The 17888-nt window shown below is 68.8% G+C and carries 19 protein-coding genes and 1 pseudogene; 12 read left to right on the forward strand and 8 right to left on the reverse strand.

Annotation, left to right across the window (positions count from 1 at the left end):
* Positions 1–145: 145 nt before the first annotated feature.
* Positions 146–1865, forward strand: a pseudogene (locus ROP_RS31545) (MFS transporter).
* Here the strand turns inward: ROP_RS31545 and ROP_RS31550 are convergent.
* The 3 genes from ROP_RS31550 to ROP_RS31560 are packed head-to-tail and all read right to left on the reverse strand — an operon-like array spanning position 1848 to position 4520.
* On the reverse strand, positions 1848–2492 hold the full coding sequence (locus tag ROP_RS31550) for a Maf family protein (protein WP_015890057.1): 645 nt from the start codon (positions 2490–2492) through the stop codon (positions 1848–1850). The pseudogene ROP_RS31545 and the gene ROP_RS31550 overlap by 18 nt on opposite strands.
* A 10-nt stretch (positions 2493–2502) precedes the next feature.
* On the reverse strand, positions 2503–2856 hold the full coding sequence (locus tag ROP_RS31555) for an acyl-CoA carboxylase subunit epsilon (protein WP_043825713.1): 354 nt from the start codon (positions 2854–2856) through the stop codon (positions 2503–2505).
* A gap of 23 nt (positions 2857–2879) precedes the next feature.
* A complete protein-coding gene (locus ROP_RS31560; protein WP_015890059.1) occupies positions 2880–4520 on the reverse strand; it encodes an acyl-CoA carboxylase subunit beta in 1641 nt (546 codons plus the stop codon).
* Positions 4521–4636: 116 nt separating this feature from the next.
* Here ROP_RS31560 and ROP_RS31565 point away from each other — a divergent pair, with 116 nt between their 5' ends.
* Genes ROP_RS31565 through ROP_RS31585 form a run of 5 tightly spaced genes read left to right on the forward strand, consistent with a single transcriptional unit; the run spans position 4637 to position 8695 of the window.
* The gene (locus tag ROP_RS31565) at positions 4637–5485 is read left to right on the forward strand and encodes a biotin--[acetyl-CoA-carboxylase] ligase (RefSeq protein ID WP_043826904.1); all 849 of its coding nucleotides are present in this window, start codon (positions 4637–4639) and stop codon (positions 5483–5485) included.
* 16 nt (positions 5486–5501) lie between these two features.
* Complete coding sequence (locus ROP_RS31570) at positions 5502–6059, forward strand: HdeD family acid-resistance protein (protein ID WP_015890061.1); 558 nt, start codon at positions 5502–5504, stop codon at positions 6057–6059.
* A gap of 15 nt (positions 6060–6074) precedes the next feature.
* A complete protein-coding gene (locus ROP_RS31575) occupies positions 6075–6632 on the forward strand; it encodes a PH domain-containing protein (RefSeq protein WP_015890062.1) in 558 nt (185 codons plus the stop codon).
* A 39-nt stretch (positions 6633–6671) separates the two neighbouring features.
* The gene (locus ROP_RS31580) at positions 6672–7352 is read left to right on the forward strand and encodes a response regulator transcription factor (protein ID WP_015890063.1); all 681 of its coding nucleotides are present in this window, start codon (positions 6672–6674) and stop codon (positions 7350–7352) included.
* Positions 7353–7360: 8 nt separating this feature from the next.
* Positions 7361–8695, forward strand: coding sequence for a sensor histidine kinase (locus ROP_RS31585; RefSeq protein ID WP_015890064.1), 1335 nt, complete (start codon positions 7361–7363; stop codon positions 8693–8695).
* Positions 8696–8698: 3 nt separating this feature from the next.
* Here the strand turns inward: ROP_RS31585 and ROP_RS31590 are convergent, their stop codons facing one another.
* Positions 8699–9244, reverse strand: coding sequence for a GtrA family protein (locus ROP_RS31590; RefSeq protein WP_043825722.1), 546 nt, complete (start codon positions 9242–9244; stop codon positions 8699–8701).
* Between the two features lie 131 nt (positions 9245–9375).
* Here ROP_RS31590 and ROP_RS31595 point away from each other — a divergent pair, with 131 nt between their 5' ends.
* Together ROP_RS31595 and purE are read left to right on the forward strand one after the other, a co-directional pair.
* Complete coding sequence (locus tag ROP_RS31595; RefSeq protein WP_015890066.1) at positions 9376–10635, forward strand: 5-(carboxyamino)imidazole ribonucleotide synthase; 1260 nt, start codon at positions 9376–9378, stop codon at positions 10633–10635.
* The gene (gene purE / locus ROP_RS31600) at positions 10619–11146 is read left to right on the forward strand and encodes a 5-(carboxyamino)imidazole ribonucleotide mutase (protein WP_043825725.1); all 528 of its coding nucleotides are present in this window, start codon (positions 10619–10621) and stop codon (positions 11144–11146) included. The genes ROP_RS31595 and purE overlap by 17 nt, the downstream gene beginning before the upstream one ends.
* 37 nt (positions 11147–11183) lie before the next feature.
* Here the strand turns inward: purE and ROP_RS31605 are convergent, their stop codons facing one another.
* Entirely contained in the window at positions 11184–11642 is a 459-nt protein-coding gene (locus ROP_RS31605) for an endonuclease domain-containing protein (protein WP_015890068.1), read from the reverse strand.
* An 86-nt stretch (positions 11643–11728) separates the two neighbouring features.
* On the opposite strand from ROP_RS31605, the gene ROP_RS31610 reads away from it, so the two are divergent.
* A complete protein-coding gene (locus tag ROP_RS31610; protein ID WP_331457992.1) occupies positions 11729–12142 on the forward strand; it encodes a hypothetical protein in 414 nt (137 codons plus the stop codon).
* On the opposite strand, the gene ROP_RS31615 is transcribed toward ROP_RS31610, so the two are convergent.
* Positions 12127–12846 carry a TIGR03089 family protein gene (locus ROP_RS31615; protein WP_015890070.1) on the reverse strand — a complete coding sequence of 240 codons (720 nt, stop codon included), beginning with the start codon at positions 12844–12846 and terminating at the stop codon, positions 12127–12129. The two genes, ROP_RS31610 and ROP_RS31615, sit on opposite strands and share 16 nt — an antisense overlap.
* Positions 12847–12868: 22 nt before the next feature.
* Positions 12869–14347: an LCP family protein gene (locus tag ROP_RS31620; RefSeq protein WP_043826907.1), complete on the reverse strand. Its 1479-nt coding sequence runs from the start codon at positions 14345–14347 to the stop codon at positions 12869–12871.
* Between the two features lie 122 nt (positions 14348–14469).
* Here ROP_RS31620 and rfbD point away from each other — a divergent pair, with 122 nt between their 5' ends.
* From rfbD to ROP_RS31635, 3 genes are read left to right on the forward strand one after another with little or no spacing between them, the layout of a single operon-like run.
* A complete protein-coding gene (gene rfbD, locus ROP_RS31625) occupies positions 14470–15318 on the forward strand; it encodes a dTDP-4-dehydrorhamnose reductase (RefSeq protein ID WP_015890072.1) in 849 nt (282 codons plus the stop codon).
* Between the two features lie 34 nt (positions 15319–15352).
* The gene (locus ROP_RS31630) at positions 15353–16252 is read left to right on the forward strand and encodes a glycosyltransferase family 2 protein (RefSeq protein ID WP_015890073.1); all 900 of its coding nucleotides are present in this window, start codon (positions 15353–15355) and stop codon (positions 16250–16252) included.
* Positions 16242–17321, forward strand: a complete 1080-nt coding sequence (locus tag ROP_RS31635) for a sugar phosphate nucleotidyltransferase (protein ID WP_015890074.1) — start codon at positions 16242–16244, stop codon at positions 17319–17321. The genes ROP_RS31630 and ROP_RS31635 overlap by 11 nt, the downstream gene beginning before the upstream one ends.
* Positions 17322–17335: 14 nt before the next feature.
* On the opposite strand, the gene ROP_RS31640 is transcribed toward ROP_RS31635, so the two are convergent.
* Positions 17336–17884, reverse strand: coding sequence for an NUDIX hydrolase (locus tag ROP_RS31640; RefSeq protein WP_015890075.1), 549 nt, complete (start codon positions 17882–17884; stop codon positions 17336–17338).
* Between the last annotated feature and the right edge of the window lie 4 nt (positions 17885–17888).

Consider the following 17888-nt stretch of genomic DNA (forward strand, 5'->3'; position numbering starts at 1 on the left):
AAGTAAAAGACTGATTACAGGCCGGTCCCAGTTTAGTCAAGTGTCGGGCAAAGGGGTTCTACGCTGCAAGTTCTTGGCGTAAACTGCAGCAACTTCGCAACAACCTCACAGCTACCTGTGAGATTCGAGCCGCTAGCCTGTCCGGATGCCTGTGACTCAGCGTGACGCACTCTATCGGGGCGAGCTCGGCCGGTGGGTGCCTTGGCTGGGTTTGGCCACCAGTCTCGCCGCCGTGTTCATGCAACTCCTGGACGCGACCATCGTCAACGTCGCGCTGCCGAGCATCGCCGTCGACCTCGGCGCGTCGGTGTCGGCGCAGTTGCTGATGGTGAGTGTCTACACACTGTCCTTCGCCTGTTCGCTGATCACTGCGGCGCGACTGGGTGATCTCCTCGGCCGGCGACGCGTCTTCCTCACGGCACTGGCCGTCTTCGTGCTCGCCTCATTCACTCTGCGGACTCGCGCAGACGCCGACCGCTCTCGTCGTGTCGCGGGCGCTGCAGGGCCTCGCGGCGGGGTCGATGTCGGCGCAGACGTTCGCCATCATCTCGGGGCTCTTCCCGAAACGCGCCCACCCGCGGGTCTTCGGGATCTACGGCGCGACCATCGGGCTCGCCACGATCTGCGGCCCACTCGTCGGCGGACTTCTCATTCAGTGGGACCTCTTCGGCTGGGGCTGGCGGCTCATCTTCTTCGTCAATCTCCCGCTCGGTCTCGCAGCCCTGGTCCTGGGCTACTTCTACCTCGTCGACGCGAAGCCGGACGGTGTCCGCCAACTCGACGTGGGCGGCGCCGCGCTGTCGGCGGTCGGGCTGTTCCTGCTGATCTTCCCGCTCGCGGAGGGACGTGAACGCGGCTGGCCGACGTCGATCGTGGTGATGCTGCTGTGCTCGGTGCCGGTGCTTTTCGCCTTCGTCGTCCACGAGTGGCGGCTCGGGCGCCGCGGCGGCGACCCGGTCCTGCGCCTGGAGTTGTTCACCGACCGCGCGTTCTCGCTGGGCGCCGCCATCGCGTTCGTGTTCTTCGGCACGCTCACGTCGCTGATCTTCACCATCTCCCTCACCCTGCAGTTCGGGTTCGGGTTCTCACCACTGCGTGCCGGCATGATGACGCTTCCGTGGGCGCTCGGCACCGGTCTCGCCGCGCTGGCCTCCGCGGCCGTCTACCGGCGCATCGGCAACCTCGTCCTGCCGTCGGGGATGGTGCTGTTCGCTGGCTCCCTCGTCGTGCTGGCAGCGCAACTGCAGCACGAGGGCACCGATCCGCGGTGGTCGGCGCTGGCCGGGCCCCTGTTCATCGGGGGAGCCGGGCTCGGATTGTTCGTGGCACCGGTCCAGACGGCGATCCTCGCGACCGTGCGACCGCAAAACGCGGGTTCGGTGTCCGGGCTGCTCCCGACGGTTCAGCAGGTGGGCAGTTCGATCGGGCTCGCGGTGATCGGGGTGGTGTTCTTCAATCTCGTCGCGACGCAGTCGGCGGACGCGGTGCAGGCCGAGCGTCCGGCGCTCACCGCCCGGCTCGCCGAGGTCGGGGTGCCGCCGGCGCTGATCCCGCGCGCGGAGGAGACGTTCGTGCGGTGCGCGTCGGAGCAGCTCGGGTCCACGTCCCCGATGAAGGTGCCCGACGAGTGCCGCTCTCCGGCGTCGGGGGGAGCCCCGCTCGGCGCTGCCCAGCAGCAGATCGCCGACTCCGCGGTGGTCGCGGCGCGGGAGTCGACCCGCAGTGCGGCAGGCGAGGCGTTTCTGCAGGCGGAACGCCGCATCCTCTGGATCATCGCGGCGGTCGCCGCTGCCATCGGGGTGGCGTCGCTGACCCTGCCGCGCCGGAACCAGCCGGTTGACGACGGGTCAGTCGCCGCGGCCTGACGTCGCCCACAGCTCGGCGACGCCGACCCCGACGTCCGCGAGCAACCTCCGCACGAGTGGCAGACCGATCCCGATCACGCTGGACGGGTCGCCCTCGATGCGGTCCACGAACCACCCGCCGAGGCTGTCGAGGGTGAACGCGCCCGCGACCTGGAGCGGTTCTCCGGTCGCCAGGTAGGCCTCCAGGTCGGCGTCCGGTGGGCTCGCGAAATGGACCACGGTGGCGCTGTGGTCGTGTGCGTCACCCACCACCGCGCCCTCGGTGATCCGCAGGACGCTGTGCCCGGTGAGCAAGGTCGCGCTACGGCCTGCCATCGACGACCAGCGCTCGCGCGCGACGTCGACGGTCCCGGGCTTGCCCTGCAGGGCGCCGTCGATCAGCAGCATGGAGTCGCATCCGACGATCACGGCATCCGAGATCCCGTCTCGTGCGAGAACGGGGAGGACGTCCTTGGCCTTGGCGCGGGCCAATTCGGTGACGACGTGCTCGGGGGCGGCGTCGGCACCGAGTGCCGCGATGAGGGCATCCTCGTCGACTCCGGAGACTCGCACCACCGGTTCCACCCCGGCGCTGCGCAGCACGGCCAGCCGCGCCGGGGAAGCCGAGGCGAGGACGAAGGACGTCACGAGACCCGGATCAACGCCGGTACGCCGATACGTTCGGGAACGCGTACGGCGAGAACGGGGCGATGCTCCGGTGCATCCGGGTGGGGGCGCCCCAGGACTCGGGCGGGATACCCGAATCCGGATCACCGCTGCCGGCGGCGGCGACCGCGGACAGCACCGCGACGAGTGCTGCGATCTCCTCGTCGGACGGGGACCCCTTGACCACCGTCAGGAAGGTATCGCGGGCCGCTTCGGCTGCGCCGTCCACGGGCAGGTCGGGGGCGGCGCCGTCCGGGAGCGTCGTGTCCGCCGCGGAACCGTTGACCGACGACGTCGCATCCGGAGCGGTCTCGGTGCGCATGTCGTCCTCGGGAAGTTCCGTCATTCTGTCCAATGATTCGCCGACGCTCATAGCGGGATGTTCCCATGCTTCTTGGGCGGGAGGGTGACCATTTTGCGTTCGAGCAGGCGCAGGGCGGCCACGATCTGTCCGCGGGTGTGGGACGGGGGGATGACGGCGTCGACGTAGCCGCGTTCGGCGGCGACGTACGGGTTGACGAGGGTGTCCTCGTATTCCTGCTGCAGTTGCAGGCGCAGCGCGTCGACGTCGTCGCCGTTGCGGGCGGCCTCGAGCAGGCGTTTGCGGTAGACGAACCCGACGGCTCCGGAGGCGCCCATGACGGCGATCTGCGCGGTGGGCCAGGCCAGGTTGACGTCGGCGCCCATGTGCTTGGAGCCCATCACGTCGTAGGCGCCGCCGTAGGCCTTGCGGGTGATGACGGTGATCTTCCCGACCGTGGCCTCGCCGTAGGCGTAGAGCAGTTTCGCGCCGCGGCGGATGATGCCGTTGTATTCCTGGTCGGTGCCGGGCAGGAACCCGGGGACGTCGACCAGGGTGATGATGGGGACGTTGAACGCGTCGCAGGTCCGCACGAAGCGGGCGGCCTTTTCGGAGGCGTCGATGTCGAGGCAGCCGGCGAACACGGTGGGCTGGTTGGCGACGATGCCCACGGAGCGGCCGTCGACGCGGCCGAAGCCGACGACGATGTTGCCGGCGCGTTCGGCCTGGACCTCGAGGAATTCGTCGTCGTCGAGGATGCGGCGGATGACCTCGTGCATGTCGTAGGGCTGGTTCGCCGAGTCCGGGATCAGGGTGTCGAGTTCGAGGTCCTCGGCGGTGAGGGAGTCCTCGATGGACCCGGTGATCGGGTCGGTGGGCAGCATCCGGGGGGCGGCGGCCTGGTTGTTCGACGGGAGGTAGGACAGCAGGTCCTTGACGTAGTCGAGGGCGTCTTGTTCGCCGGAGGCGACGTAGTGGGCGACGCCGGACTTGACCATGTGGGTGTGGGCGCCGCCGAGGTCTTCCATGGTGACGTCTTCGCCGGTGACGGTCTTGATCACGTCGGGGCCGGTGACGAACATCTGGGAGGTCTGGTCGACCATGACGACGAAGTCGGTCAGGGCGGGGGAGTAGACGTGGCCGCCGGCGGCGGGGCCCATGATCAGGGAGATCTGCGGGATGACGCCGGAGGCCTGGACGTTGCGGTGGAAGATTTCACCGTACAACCCGAGGGAGACGACGCCTTCCTGGATGCGGGCGCCGGCGCCTTCGTTGATGCCGATCAACGGGCGGCCGGTCTTGATAGCGAGGTCCATGACCTTGACGATTTTTTCGCCGTAGATTTCACCGAGGGAGCCGCCGAAGACGGTGGCGTCCTGGGAGAACACGCACACGTCGCGGCCGTCGACGGTGCCGTAGCCGGTGACGACGCCGTCGCCGACGGGGCGGTTGTCGGCGAGGCCGAAGTTCACGCTGCGGTGTCGGGCGAGGGCGTCGAGTTCGACGAACGAGCCCTCGTCCAACAATGCGGTGATGCGTTCGCGGGCGGTGAGCTTGCCCTTGGCGTGGACCTTCTCCACCGCGGCTTCACCGCTCGGGTGCTGCGCCTCGGCCTGACGATTACGCAGGTCGGCGAGCTTTCCCGCCGTCGTGTGAATATCGGGCGTACTCGCCGACTCCGCCGCGCCCGGCTCCTGAACAGTGGTCATGACAGGTCAGCTTAACGAGAGCGGGCGACCTTCCGGCAACGGAGGTGGTCAGGCGGCACGTTGTCCCGACCCGGCTACTGACCAGTACCTTTTCCGGCTCGTCCTAGGCTGTGGTGATGTGGACCGACCTGAACCGACCCCCTCTCAATGCCGACAATCTGCGGGCGGCGCTCGTCCGCGGCGACGACGACAGCGACACGCGCAAGTTCTGGTCGCGGCTCGACGTGGTGCAGGAGACCGGGTCCACCAACGCGGACCTTCTCTCGCGCGCCGCGACGTCGGACTGCGACCGGCACGTGCTGCTCGCCGAATTCCAGGGCAGCGGCCGGGGCCGCCACTCCCGCGCCTGGGTGAGTCCGCCCCAGGCGCAGATCGCCGTCTCGGCGTTGCTGACGATGCCGGGGATGAGCGTCCACGACATGGGGTGGCTGCCGCTGCTGACCGGCGTGGCCGTCGTCGACGCGCTGCGTGCCACCGCCAAGGTGCCGGCGGAACTGAAGTGGCCCAACGATGTACTGATCGACGGACGCAAGGTCGCCGGGATCCTCGCCGAGGTGTCCGCCACCACACCGGATCCCGCGGTCGTCGTGGGGATCGGACTCAACGTGAGCCTCACGAGAGACGAGCTGCCCGTCGAGCACGCGACGTCGCTCGTCCTCGAGGGCGCCGAGGTCAGCGACCGCGACACCCTGGTGCGGGCGGTGCTGCGGGCCATCGCCGATCGCTGGCGGCAGTGGCACGACGCGAACTGGGACGTCACCGAACTCGCCGGGGCCTACCGGGAGCGCTGCGGCACGCTCGGCCAGCGGGTGCGCGCCGAACTGCCCGGCGGGCGTGAACTGATCGGCATCGCAACGGACGTCGACGCCGAGGGCCGGGTGGTGATCGCCCCCGACGGGCAGCCCGACACGGTCGCCGTCGCCGCAGGTGACATCACACATTTACGCCCGGTCAGCACCGAGTAGTGCGACACTGTGGTACATGAGTACCTCAATTCCGGAGTCCTCCGTCACCGCAGCCCGGCGCACGTTGACCGGTCTCACGGTGGTGCTCGGTCTGCTCACCCTGGGCCTGGGCATCGCCGTGCTCGTGTGGCCGCACGTGACACTCACGGTGCTGGCCGTCCTGATCGCCATCCAGTTCTTCGGATTCGGCATCGTCCAGATCATCCGGGCGTTCGCCGACGTCGAGGCCGGGGGAGCTGCACGCACCCTGGTGGGCGTATCCGGCGCCCTGGCAATACTTCTCGCGTTCCTCGTGCTGAGGAGCCCGCTCCAGACCGTCGTCATCATCGCGCTCGTGGTCGGGGCATGGTGGGTGTTTCGAGGTGTCCTCGAGATCGTGGAGGGCGCGTCCGGTTCCGTCGCGAATCGTGGCCTCACCATCGTGCTCGGAGTGATCAGCGTGGTCGCCGGGGCCTTCGTGCTCCTGCAGCCCGAACTGTCGCTCGAGGTGTTCGTGATCGTGGTCGGAGTGTGGATGGTGCTGTACGGCATCATCATCGTGATCACCCCGATCGTGCTCAGCCGCATGCGGTAGAGGCACACTCGTCACATGGGATATCCGGAGGACGCCCTCGCCGAGGACGAGGAACTGCTACTTCACCGTCATCCGCACTGGAAGATGTTGCTGCTCCCCGCCGTCACCTTTCTGCTGGCGACGGCGGTCGCGGGTTTCGCTGCGGGCTTCGCCGAGAACAAACTGGACGGCTCCGCGCTGACCGTCGCGCTCGTCGTCGTCCTCGTGCTGTGGCTGGGACTCGTCGTATGGCGCTGTGTCGCGCCGTTTCTCAGTTGGAAGTTCACCCACTTCATCGTCACCGACCGGCGCGTCCTCATCCGCCGGGGTGTGATGACGCACACCGGGATCGACATTCCGATGGGGCGCATCAGCAACGTGCAGTTCCGGCACGGCCTCCTCGACAGGATGCTCCGCACCGGAACGCTGGTCATCGTGTCGTCCTCCGACGACCCGCTGGAGTTCGACGACATCCCCGACGTCCAGCGCGTCCACTCGTTGCTCTACCACCAGGTGTTCGACGCGATGGATCTCCACCGCGAACGGGAGCGGGAGAACCCGCACGGTGACGCCGACACCGGCAAAGGCTGGTAACCGGTCACGGCCGTCTCCGCACCTCCGTACGCTGTGGAGGTGACTGCTGTATTGCTTGCCGAAGATGACGAAGCCATCGCCGCCCCGCTGTCGCGGGCACTGGGCCGGGAAGGATACGACGTCACCATCGAGCAGACCGGCCCGGCCGCGCTGGAGCAGGCGCTCGACGGGGCCTACGACCTGCTGATCCTGGACCTCGGACTCCCGGGGATGGACGGGCTCGAGGTGTGCAGGCAAGTGCGTGCCCACAGCTCGGAACTGGCGGTGCTCATGCTGACCGCGCGCACCGACGAGGTCGACTTCGTCGTCGGACTCGACGCCGGAGCCGACGACTACGTGGGCAAGCCGTTCCGGTTGGCGGAGTTGATGGCCCGGGTGCGTGCCCTGCTGCGCCGTCGCGGCGGCAGCGAGGATTCCGTCGTCGAGGTCGGGGGCATCCGGCTCGAGCCGGCGGCCCGCCGGGTGCTCGTGAACGGAACCGAGATCGCCCTCGCCAACAAGGAGTACGAACTCCTGCGCGTACTGCTCGAACACGCGGGACAGGTCGTGTCCCGCGACACCATCCTCGCGGAAGTATGGGGCGACGTGGAACTGCGCGGCTCGAAGACCCTCGACATGCACATGTCCTGGCTTCGCCGGAAGATCGGTGACGAGGGGCCCGCCGCCGAACGTCGCATCGCGACGGTCCGCGGCGTCGGTTTCCGCATCAACACGGACTAGGCGGGGTAGTGCGCCGCAGAATTCTCCAGTCGATCCTCGCGGTCGTGATCCTGACGGCGCTGCTGCTCGGTGTGCCGCTGATCTACACGGCCTGGTTGTGGGTCGAGGACTTCAACCGGAGCGATCTGCAGGTCCGGCTGGATCGGATGGCCACGGAGATCATCACCCAGGAGGGCGTCAACGGCGTCGTCGAGGGCGACCTCGACACGAACTCCCTGCGACTGCTGACGCCCGCCGGCGGCCGGCTCGTCGTGGTGTACCCGACCACGGACGACGGCGCCGCACGCGTAGACATCGGCGAATCGTCCGTGCAGTCGCCCCTGGTGGAATCTCTCGCGATGGGTACGTCCGGTTCGCTTCGCCTCGAGGTGCCGTCCGACGAGATGCGCACCCAGCAACGCCAGGCCGTCGGTGCCGTCGCACTGCTGGTGCTCGTGTCCATCGCCGCGGGCACCGTGGTGGCCTACGTCACGGCGAAGCGGCTGGCCGACCCGCTACGGGACGTCGCGAACCGGGCGGCCCGGCTCGCGGAGGGCGACTTCCGCCCGGACGTGCGACGCCACGGCATCCCCGAACTCGACCGCGTCTCCGACGTTCTCGACTCGGCGACCGTCGAGATCGCGGGGCGGCTGCAGCGCGAACACGCACTCGTCGCCGACGTCTCCCATCAACTTCGCAGCCGCCTCACGGCTGTCCGTCTCCGGCTCGACGAACTGTCCGTGCACCCGGACCCGGCCGTCGTCGTCGAGGCGGACGAGGCCATGGCGCAGGTGGACCGGCTGACCGTCGCGATCGACGAACTGGTCCGCTCGTCCCGCAGCAGCGGCACCGAGACCCAGGTGTCGGTGATCCGGGAGCTCAGTGTGGTCATCGCGGACTGGAAACGGCCGTTCGAGGACGCAGACCGGGAGTTGCTGCTGCGCGGAGACACGAACGTGATGGCGTCGACCACGGGTTCCCGGCTCCGTGAGGCCGTGGCGGTGCTCGTCGACAACGCGCTCATGCACGGGGCGGGGACGTGCACGGTCGCGGTGCGTCTGATCCAGGGACAGAATCAGCGGACTCCGGGCAAGGAACTGTCGCCGCGTGAGGCGATGGTGTGTGTGGAGGTGTCGGACGAGGGTGTCGGCGTGAGCAACGACCTCGCGCCGCACATCTTCGACCGCGGTTTCTCGGGGGCCGGTTCGACCGGTGTGGGTCTGGCGCTCGCCCGCGCGCTCATCGAGGCGGACGGGGGCCGGCTGGAACTGCAGCGTCGCCGTCCGGCCCTGTTCGCGATCTTCGTTCCGATCGCCCGCGAGCACGTGCCGACGCGGGTCACCGGGATCCGGGAACCGCGTTGACGGTCAGGGGTGGCCGATCTCTTCCTCGGCGGCCTCGTCGACGAGGTCCGGGTCGATGAGATGCACGTTCTCGTCGGGGAACGCGAACCTGCGCAGCGCCCAGAAGCGGAACACCATCTGCAGCAGGTTTCCGATGATGTAGTTGAGCACGAAGTCGACGACCACCAGCGTCGTCAGATTCTCCTGCGTCTCGCGGATGTCGAATACGTTGTTGGCGATCCACAGGGGCGCGGCGGCGAGGAGAACGCCGACTCCGCTGATCGTGAAGAACAGCAGGGCCTCGTGGTGGCGCTCACGTCCGCCGCGGTTCTTGAACGACCATTCGCGGTTGAGAATGTAACTCAGGACCGTCGCGAGAATTCCGGACAGAACCTTGGCGACCACCGGCTTCTCTTCGAGGATCGTCAGGCTCAGCGAATAGAAGATCGCGAGGTCGAAGACCATGGTGGTGCCGCCCACGATCGCGAACTTGATCAGTTCGTGATGCCGCAACGCGAGAGCCCGGAAAGGCTGGGGAACGCGTGCAAGGACGCCGTCGACAAATGACACAACGGATGAGTTTACGAAAGCCGGACCGGATACCACCAATTGGCGGCGAGATCATCAGGAGAATCACAGAAAGTGCGGACCGGCCACCTCGGCGGCGGAACCCGCCACCGGACGTGACAAACTAGTGACCCGTGACCGGCAACTCTGACTCCACACCGCGTCCCACGACACCCCGCGATCTGACCGCCGGGCAACCCGTCGTGACGATGATCGGTGGCGGCCAACTCGCGCGGATGACCCACCAGGCCGCAATCGCGCTCGGCCAGACCCTGCGGGTGCTCTCCGGCACCGCCGACGAACCCGCAGCGCAGGTGAGCCCCGACGTCGTCCTCGGGAGCCACACCGACCTCGACGCGCTCCGCAGGGCCGCCGTCGGGTCGCATGCGCTGACCTTCGACCACGAGCACGTGCCCACCGAGCACCTCGACGTCCTGGTCGCCGAGGGCGTCAACGTGCAGCCGCCGCCGACCGCGCTCATCTACGCGCAGGACAAACTCGCGATGCGCCGCAAGCTCGGCGAACTCGGCGCGCCGGTCCCGGCGTTCGCCGAGGTGACCTGGGCCGAGGACGTCGTCAAGTTCGGCGCCGAACACGGCTGGCCCGTCGTCATCAAGGCCGTCCGCGGCGGATACGACGGCCGCGGCGTGTGGATCACCGCCGATTCCGACGAGGCCGAGCGCATCGTCACCCAGCAACTCGACAAGGGTGTCTCCCTCCTGGTCGAGGAAAAGGTCGAGATGCAGCGTGAGCTGTCCGCGATGGTGGCGCGGTCGCCGTTCGGCCAGGGCGCCACGTGGCCGGTGGTCGAGACGGTGCAGCGCCACGGACAGTGCGCCGTGGTCCTCGCCCCCGCGCCCGCGCTGCCCGCTTCCGTCGCCGAGGCCGCCGAGGAACTGGCGCTCCGCATCGCGTCCGAACTCGGTGTGGTCGGCGCCATGGCCGTCGAACTGTTCGAGACCACCGACGGCACGCTCGTCGTCAACGAACTCGCGATGCGCCCGCACAACTCCGGCCACTGGACCATGGACGGCGCCCGCACCTCGCAGTTCGAGCAGCACCTGCGTGCCGTCCTCGACTATCCGCTCGGCGACACCGCGCCCCTCGCACCGATCACGGTGATGGCAAACGTGCTCGGCGCACCGGCCGCGCCCGAGATGAGCATGGACGAACGCGTCCACCACCTCTTCGCACGGATGCCCGACGCGAAGATCCACCTCTACGGCAAGGGCGAACGTGAGGACCGGAAGATCGGTCACGTGAACATCGTGGGCGGACCCGGTTCGATCGACGACCCCGAGTACGTGGCACGGGTCCGCGAGCGGGCCGAACGCGCCGCGCACTGGCTCTCGCACGCTGAATGGACCGACGGATGGGATGAACACGGTGAGTGACACGGCAGCACGGCACGGCGCACAGGTCGGGCTCATCATGGGCAGCGACTCCGACTGGCCCACCATGGAGGCCGCCGCCGAGGCGCTCGCCGAATTCGGGGTGCGCTTCGAGGTCGGTGTCGTCTCCGCGCACCGCACGCCGCAGCGCATGCTCGACTACGCGAAGGACGCCGCCGGCCGCGGCATCCAGGTGATCATCGCCGGCGCCGGCGGCGCCGCCCACCTGCCGGGCATGGTCGCGTCGGCCACCCCGCTGCCCGTCATCGGTGTGCCCGTGCCACTGAAGTACCTCGACGGCATGGACTCGCTTCTCTCGATCGTGCAGATGCCCGCAGGCGTCCCCGTCGCGACCGTGTCCATCGGCGGCGCCCGCAACGCCGGCCTGCTCGCCGTCCGCATCCTCGGTGCCGCCGACCCCGCCCTGCAGCGGCAGATGGCCGCCTTCCAGGACGGGCTCGAGAAGATGGTCCTGGGCAAGGATCAGGCCCTCCGCGACAAGCTGCTGGGCTGACGTCGTCTTCGCACCGCGGCGATGATCTCTTCGGCAATCACATCGGGACGCGCCGGCACGTCGTAGGCGGCGAAGCGGAGCGCCATCCATCCATCCCTCCCGCACCCAGCCAGTTCCGGCGTCTGCGGTCGTGTCGAAATACCTCGGGTTCGCTGTGGAACTCGCGGCCGTCGACCTCGACGACGATCCGCGCGACTTCGTCGACGAAATCACCCACGTAGGGACCGATCGGATGGTTGGCCTCGAGGTGGAGACCGCGACGGCTGAGTTCGCGGCGGTACAGCCGTAGCCAGTCCGGCGGTGTGACGCGCAGGCCGCGGGGAATCGTCGCCTCGATGTCGACCGGTTCGGGCAGCCACCCATAGAGCCAGGCGGCCGTGCGGTGACTGAGCAGCGCGGACGGTCGCCACGCAGCCACTCCGGCACCGGAGGCGATCGTGCTGCGCGGGATTCCCGCGTCGGTCAGTTCCTTCAGGGTTCGCGTGCGTGTCGTCATGATCGACAGCTTGGGGTGGGCATTGCACCTCAGCGACGCGCGAGCTGGGACTTTCAATTGGCCTGTGGATGGGCGTGGTGTTGTGGATGGACCCTGCCTCGAGCGTTTATCCTGCGCCTGTGAAACGCAGCGACGGGGTGCCGATGATCCGCGCGTCGCGGGGAAATCCCCGGTCGGCGGCGATCACCCGGCTGGCGTTGGCGTATGCCCGGCTGTGGGGTGCCCGCATCGCGTTCGACGCCGAGTTCGGCATCTTCGTGTGCAGCGGCATGCGCGGTGGGTACGCGCGCGGCGGGACGACCATCGGCGGTGCGTTTCTCACCGGCCGGAACCCGGCGAGATCCCTTCTGCGACACGAAGCGGTCCACGCCGACCAGTGGGCGACGTACGGCTGGACGTTCGCGCTGCGGTACCTGTTCGAGGAGTCGAGGCACCCCGGTGCCCGGAACCGGTTCGAGATCGCCGCGGGCCTCGAGGACGGCGGCTACCGGGACAGCTGACGGGTGATCTTCTCGGTGTCCACGCGCCGCGCCTGGGCCGCGGTGCCGGCATTGGCGACCTGCACCAGTGACGCCCCGGCCGCGAACACGGCCACCAGACCGTCGATCAGGGCGTCGGGGGAGTCCCATGCCTCGACGGACAACACCCGGTCGGTTCCGGTGATCCCGTGCGACTCGGCGGACGCCAGGGCTGCGGCGAGAACGTCGTCGACGCTCTTGCCCGCCAGTGCCGGTCCGGCGACCGTCGGCCGGAACTGGTCGCCGTGGACGCGCACCGAGGTGGCGTAGTCGGTGATGCCGACGGGAAGGTCGGGAACGGGGCGGCCGAACGCGTCCAGCGACAGCGCCGCGACCTCCGGAACGTCCTCGACGTCGCCCAGGCGCTGCGCGGTGACGAGGGCGATCTCGGCGTCCGCATCGGGTTCGAGGACGATCTCGGCGCCGGCCCACCACGCGCCGAGCAGGACCGCGGCCGTCTGCCAGTGTGCGGGCAGGAGCACCGCGACGCGGGCGCCGGGTTCGAGAGCGAATTCGTCGCGCAGCAGGTTGGCGGTCTTGGCCGCCCAGTTGGCGAGGGTGAGGGCCGAGAGCTCGACCCGTTCGCCCGTCGCGTCGTCGTAGAACGTGATGCGCGGTCCGGCCGGGTCGTTCTTCAGGATCGGGTCGAGCAGGGCGTCGGTCAGCGTGCGGGACGCATGATTCATGGACAAGTCCGTCTCTCGTTTTCTAGTTCACACAACGCGGGCCCGACGAGCCGGCGTCGATGGGCGGGCCGGGCGGCGCCGGGGTGGGGGTCGTGCCTGCCGTGGACACGGGCTCGAGGCCCGTTTCGGAGGACTCGGACGACGAACTGCTGATGGTGGTCTCGGCGGACGTCGGCCCCTGGTAGTCGCTCGCCAGCACCACCCGGACCGAGCCTCGAGGCAGCGCCGAATCGGTGTCGGTGGGGAGCCCGCCGAGTGCGGCCGCGACCGACTTGGCGCTGTCGTCGTCCGCGGAATGCGCGAAGACGGTGGTCTCGCTCACGGCCTTGCCCGTGTAGTTGCCGATCTCACCCTGGCCGTAGCCGAGCGACGTCAGGGCGTCGGCCACACCGTTCGCGAGGCCTCCGACGTCGCTGGCGTTCGCGACGTCGACGGTGACGGTCGAGGTGTCGATGTCGGGCGTCTCGGACTTGGTGGTGGTGTCTTCCGAGTCGGTGGGCCCCTCACCGACGAGTCCGGCCACGTACTTCTTCACGTCCTTCGGCTTGACCTCGACGATGGACTCGCCGTAGTCGGTCATGCCGTTGAGATCCGCCACCGGAATGGTCTCGAACTGCACCTTGCCGCCGGCGAGGTCCTGCAGTTGGGTGGCGAATTCGATGATGTCCCAGTCGTCGTCGAGCACGACCGAGCGTTGCACCGCGCCGCTGAGTTCGTTGAGCTTGCCCGGGTCGCTGAGCGTCTTCGCGGACAGCACCTTGCCGACGAGCGAGGCCATGAACACCTGCTGGCGCACGATGCGGTCGAGGTCGCCGCGGGGGAGGTCGTGGCGCTGGCGGACGAAGCTCAGTGCGTCCGCACCCTTCAGCGTCTGCTCGCCGGCAGGGAAGTGGGCGCCGGACATGTCCTCGTCGACGGGTTCGTTGAGGCAGACGTCGACTCCGCCGACCGCGTTGGTGAGGAGGACGAACCCGAGCAGCCCGACCTCGGCGTAATGGTCGACGGTGATGCCGGTGAGATCTGCCACCGATTGGATGAGCGCCTCGCGGCCTGCCTTCGTCGACTCCTCCTCGGCCTCCTTGTCGGTGGCCCCGTCCTCGACGAGTTTCAGCCGTTCGGTCTCCTTGGTGGCACCGTAGGCGGCGTTGATCTTCGACATGCCGATCCCCGGCACGTCGACGTACGAGTCGCGGGGGATCGAGATGGCGGTGGCGGAACTGCCGTCGTTCGGAACACGGACGAGGACGATGGTGTCGGTGTTTGAGGCCACCTCCTCACCGGCCCGCAGTGAGTCGAGTTCCTCCTGGGAGAGGGGGTTGCCGTGGGCGTCGGTGCGGCTGTCGGTGCCGACCATGAGGATGTCGACGGCGCCGTCGGCGCTTCCCCCGAGGCCGAGACCGCCCGCGGTTGCCAGATTGTTGCGCAGCGAGTCGATGCTCCGCCACGCGAATCCCGTGACGACGAGTGCGAGCACCGACAGCACCGCGACAGCGATGTGAATCGGCCGCCGAGCGGTGCTCGGGGGTGCGTCTGGTGCGGGTTGCTCGTGTGACACGGAAACCAGGCTACTGGTCGCCGCGGCTGGAGCAGGGACGCGTGGATCGGCGTGCCAGACTGGGCGCCGTGACGAACATCCTTGTGACGGGCGCCCGCGGGCAGCTGGCTGGACACCTCCTCCGACGGGCCGGGGCGATGGGCATGCCGGCCCGCGGTGTGGGATCGGACGAGCTCGACATCACCGACCGCGACGCGGTGGATGCGCAGGTCGAAGCCGGTTCGGTGGTGATCAACTGCGCCGCGTACACCGCGGTGGACGCGGCGGAGTCGGACGAGGACGCCGCGCGGGCCGTGAACGAGGACGGTCCTGCGAACCTGGCGGCGGCGTGCGCCCGGGTGGGTGCCCGGCTGATCCACGTCTCCACCGACTACGTATTCGCCGGGGACGGCGACACGCCGTACGAGGTGGACGCCCCGACCGGTCCCGCGACCGCCTACGGACGCACCAAACTTGCCGGCGAGCGCGCCGTCCACGCTGCGCTTCCGTCCGCGCACGTCGTGCGCACCGCCTGGGTGTACAGCGGGGTGGGTTCCGACTTCGTCTCCACCATGCGCCGCCTCGAGCGCGAACGTGACACGGTCGACGTCGTGGACGATCAGGTGGGCTCGCCCACATTCGCCGGCGACCTGGCCGACGCGCTGCTCGAACTGGCCGGTCGCAGCGACATCGGCGCACCGGTGCTGCACGCCACCAACTCGGGCCGGGCGAGTTGGTTCGACCTCGCACGGGCAGTGTTCGAGGAAGCGGGTGCCGACCCGCAGCGGGTGCGCCCGTGCACGAGTGCCCAGTTCGTGCGCCCCGCCCCGCGACCGGCGTTCTCGGTGCTGTCCGGGCGCGCGTGGGCCGACGCCGGGCTGACCCCGTTGCGGCCGTGGCGAGATGCCTTGCGTGCCGCTCTGCGTGCCGCGGTGTGAGAGGGACCCCCTTTCAACGGCTACGCTTGCCCGCGTGAGTTCGAAGCTGGCCGTGGTGACGGTGACCTATTCGCCAGGTGAGCATCTGGAGCAGTTCCTGGGCACTCTCGCCGAGGCGACGAAAGAAGATCCGCAGGTCGTGATGGCCGACAACGGTTCGACGGACGGCGCCCCCGAGGCCGCGGACGCGGCGCACGAGCACGTGCGCCTGCTGCGCACCGGCGGGAACATCGGCTACGGCGGTGCCGTCAACAGGGCTGTGGCGGAGATCGACGACGACATCGAGTTCGTCGTCATCGCCAATCCGGATGTTCGCTGGGCGCCCGGATCGATCGACGTTCTCCTCGCGGCCGCCGAGCGCTGGCCGCGTGCCGGGGCGCTCGGACCGCTCGTTCTCGAACCCGACGGAAGCGTCTACCCGTCGGCGCGCCAGGTGCCCGACCTCGTGTCGGGGGCGGGGCACGCCGTCCTGGGCACGGTATGGCCGTCCAACCCCTGGACTGCCGGCTACCGGCAGGAGAACGAGACCGTCAGCGAGCGGTCGGTCGGCTGGCTGTCCGGCTCGTGCCTGCTGATGCGACGCGCGGCGTTCGACTCGATCAACGGTTTCGACTCCCGCTATTTCATGTACATGGAGGACGTCGATCTGGGCGATCGCCTGGGCAAGGCCGGGTGGCTCAATGTGTACGTGCCGTCCGCCGAGGTCACCCATGCGAAGGGGCACGCCGCGGGCAAGCATCCGGAACTGATGCTGCCCGCCCATCATCAGAGCGCGTACCGGTTCCAGGCCGACCGCCATCCTCACTGGTGGCAGGCACCCCTGAGGTGGGCACTTCGGGGAGGATTGGCAATGCGGTCGAAGATCGCCGTCGCTGCGGCGGTGCGGGAACGTCGGAAGAACGAGAACGAGGGGGGAACGACTCATGGCAATTGAGAAGACGACCGATGCGGTGGTGCTGGTCGGCGGTCAGGGGACGCGGCTTCGCCCGCTGACGCTGTCGGCGCCCAAGCCCATGCTGCCCACCGCGGGTCTGCCGTTCCTCCAGCATCTGCTGGCGCGGATCGAGGCGGCCGGGATCAAGCACGTCGTGCTCGGCACGTCCTTCAAGGCGGAGGTCTTCGAGGAGTACTTCGGGGACGGTTCCAAGCTGGGACTCGAGATCGACTACGTCACCGAGACCGAACCGCTCGGCACCGGAGGCGGCATCCGCAACGTTCTGCCGAAGCTGCGCGGCGACCACGCAATGGTCTTCAACGGTGACGTCCTCGGCGGCACCGATCTGGGGGCGATCCTCGACACTCACCGGACCCGGGAGGCCGACGTCACGTTGCACCTCGTGCGGGTGGGGGATCCGCGGGCGTTCGGCTGTGTGCCCACCGACGAGGACGGCCGGGTGACCGCCTTCCTCGAGAAGACTCAGGATCCGCCGACCGACCAGATCAACGCCGGGTGCTACGTCTTCAAGCGCGAGATCATCGAACAGATCCCCGAGGGCCGGCCGGTGTCGGTGGAGCGTGAGGTGTTCCCGTCGCTGCTCGCCGGTGACGCCCGCATCTATGGTCACGTGGACTCGTCGTACTGGCGCGACATGGGCACTCCCGAGGACTTCGTGCGCGGTTCGGCGGATCTGGTGCGTGGCATCGCTCCGTCGCCGGCGCTCGACGGGCCCCGCGGCGAATCGCTCGTCCATCCGGGTGCGGGCGTCGCCCCGGGTGCGTTGCTGATCGGCGGCACCGTCGTCGGCCGCGGTGCCGAGGTGGGCGCGGGCGCACGACTCGACGGTGCGGTGCTGTTCGACGGTGCTGTCGTCGAGGCCGGTGCGACCGTCGAACGGTCCATCATCGGATTCGGTGCGCGCATAGGTCCGCGGGCCCTCGTGAGGGACGCCGTGATCGGCGACGGAGCCGACGTCGGTGCCCGGTGCGAACTGCTGCGCGGGGCCCGGGTGTGGCCGGGCGTGACGCTGCCCGACGGCGGAGTGCGGTTCAGTACGGACGTGTGAGAGGTGAAGCGCCCCTAGCGCAGTCCGGCGAGGTGCACGAGGTGGTCGATCGTGGACTTCTCCGCGTTCGGCGGCAGCGCGTCCACCGGCCACCACCGGAGATCCGTCGATTCGGAACTCCGCACGATGTGTGCGCCGGCACGCGCGCGGACGAGAAACCGGAGATCCAGGTGCCGGGTGGGTTGTCCGAGTGAGCACGTGATCGGGTGGGTGTGCGCCGAGAGCAGTTCGGGGTCGATCCGGAGGTCGGGAATTCCCGACTCCTCGCACGCCTCCCGCAGTGCGGCGTCGACGACGGTGTCGTCGGACGGCTCACAGTGCCCACCCAATTGGATCCACCGGCCGACTCGGGGATGCAGCGTGAGCAGCACGTGACATCCTCCCTCGTCCAGGACGAGGGAGGATGCCGTGATGTGCCCGGGCGCGTACTCACGCAGGCATCCGAGCGGCGCGGATGCGAGGAACGCAAGCATGGTGTGCCGCAACGATTCGTCGTTCTCGTCGAGCGTCTTCCAGCCCTCGAGTGCGGCGGTCGCGGTGCGGTGCAGTGATTCGGCGCTCATGTGT

This window comes from Rhodococcus opacus B4 (genome assembly GCF_000010805.1).
Classification (GTDB): domain Bacteria; phylum Actinomycetota; class Actinomycetes; order Mycobacteriales; family Mycobacteriaceae; genus Rhodococcus_F; species Rhodococcus_F opacus_C.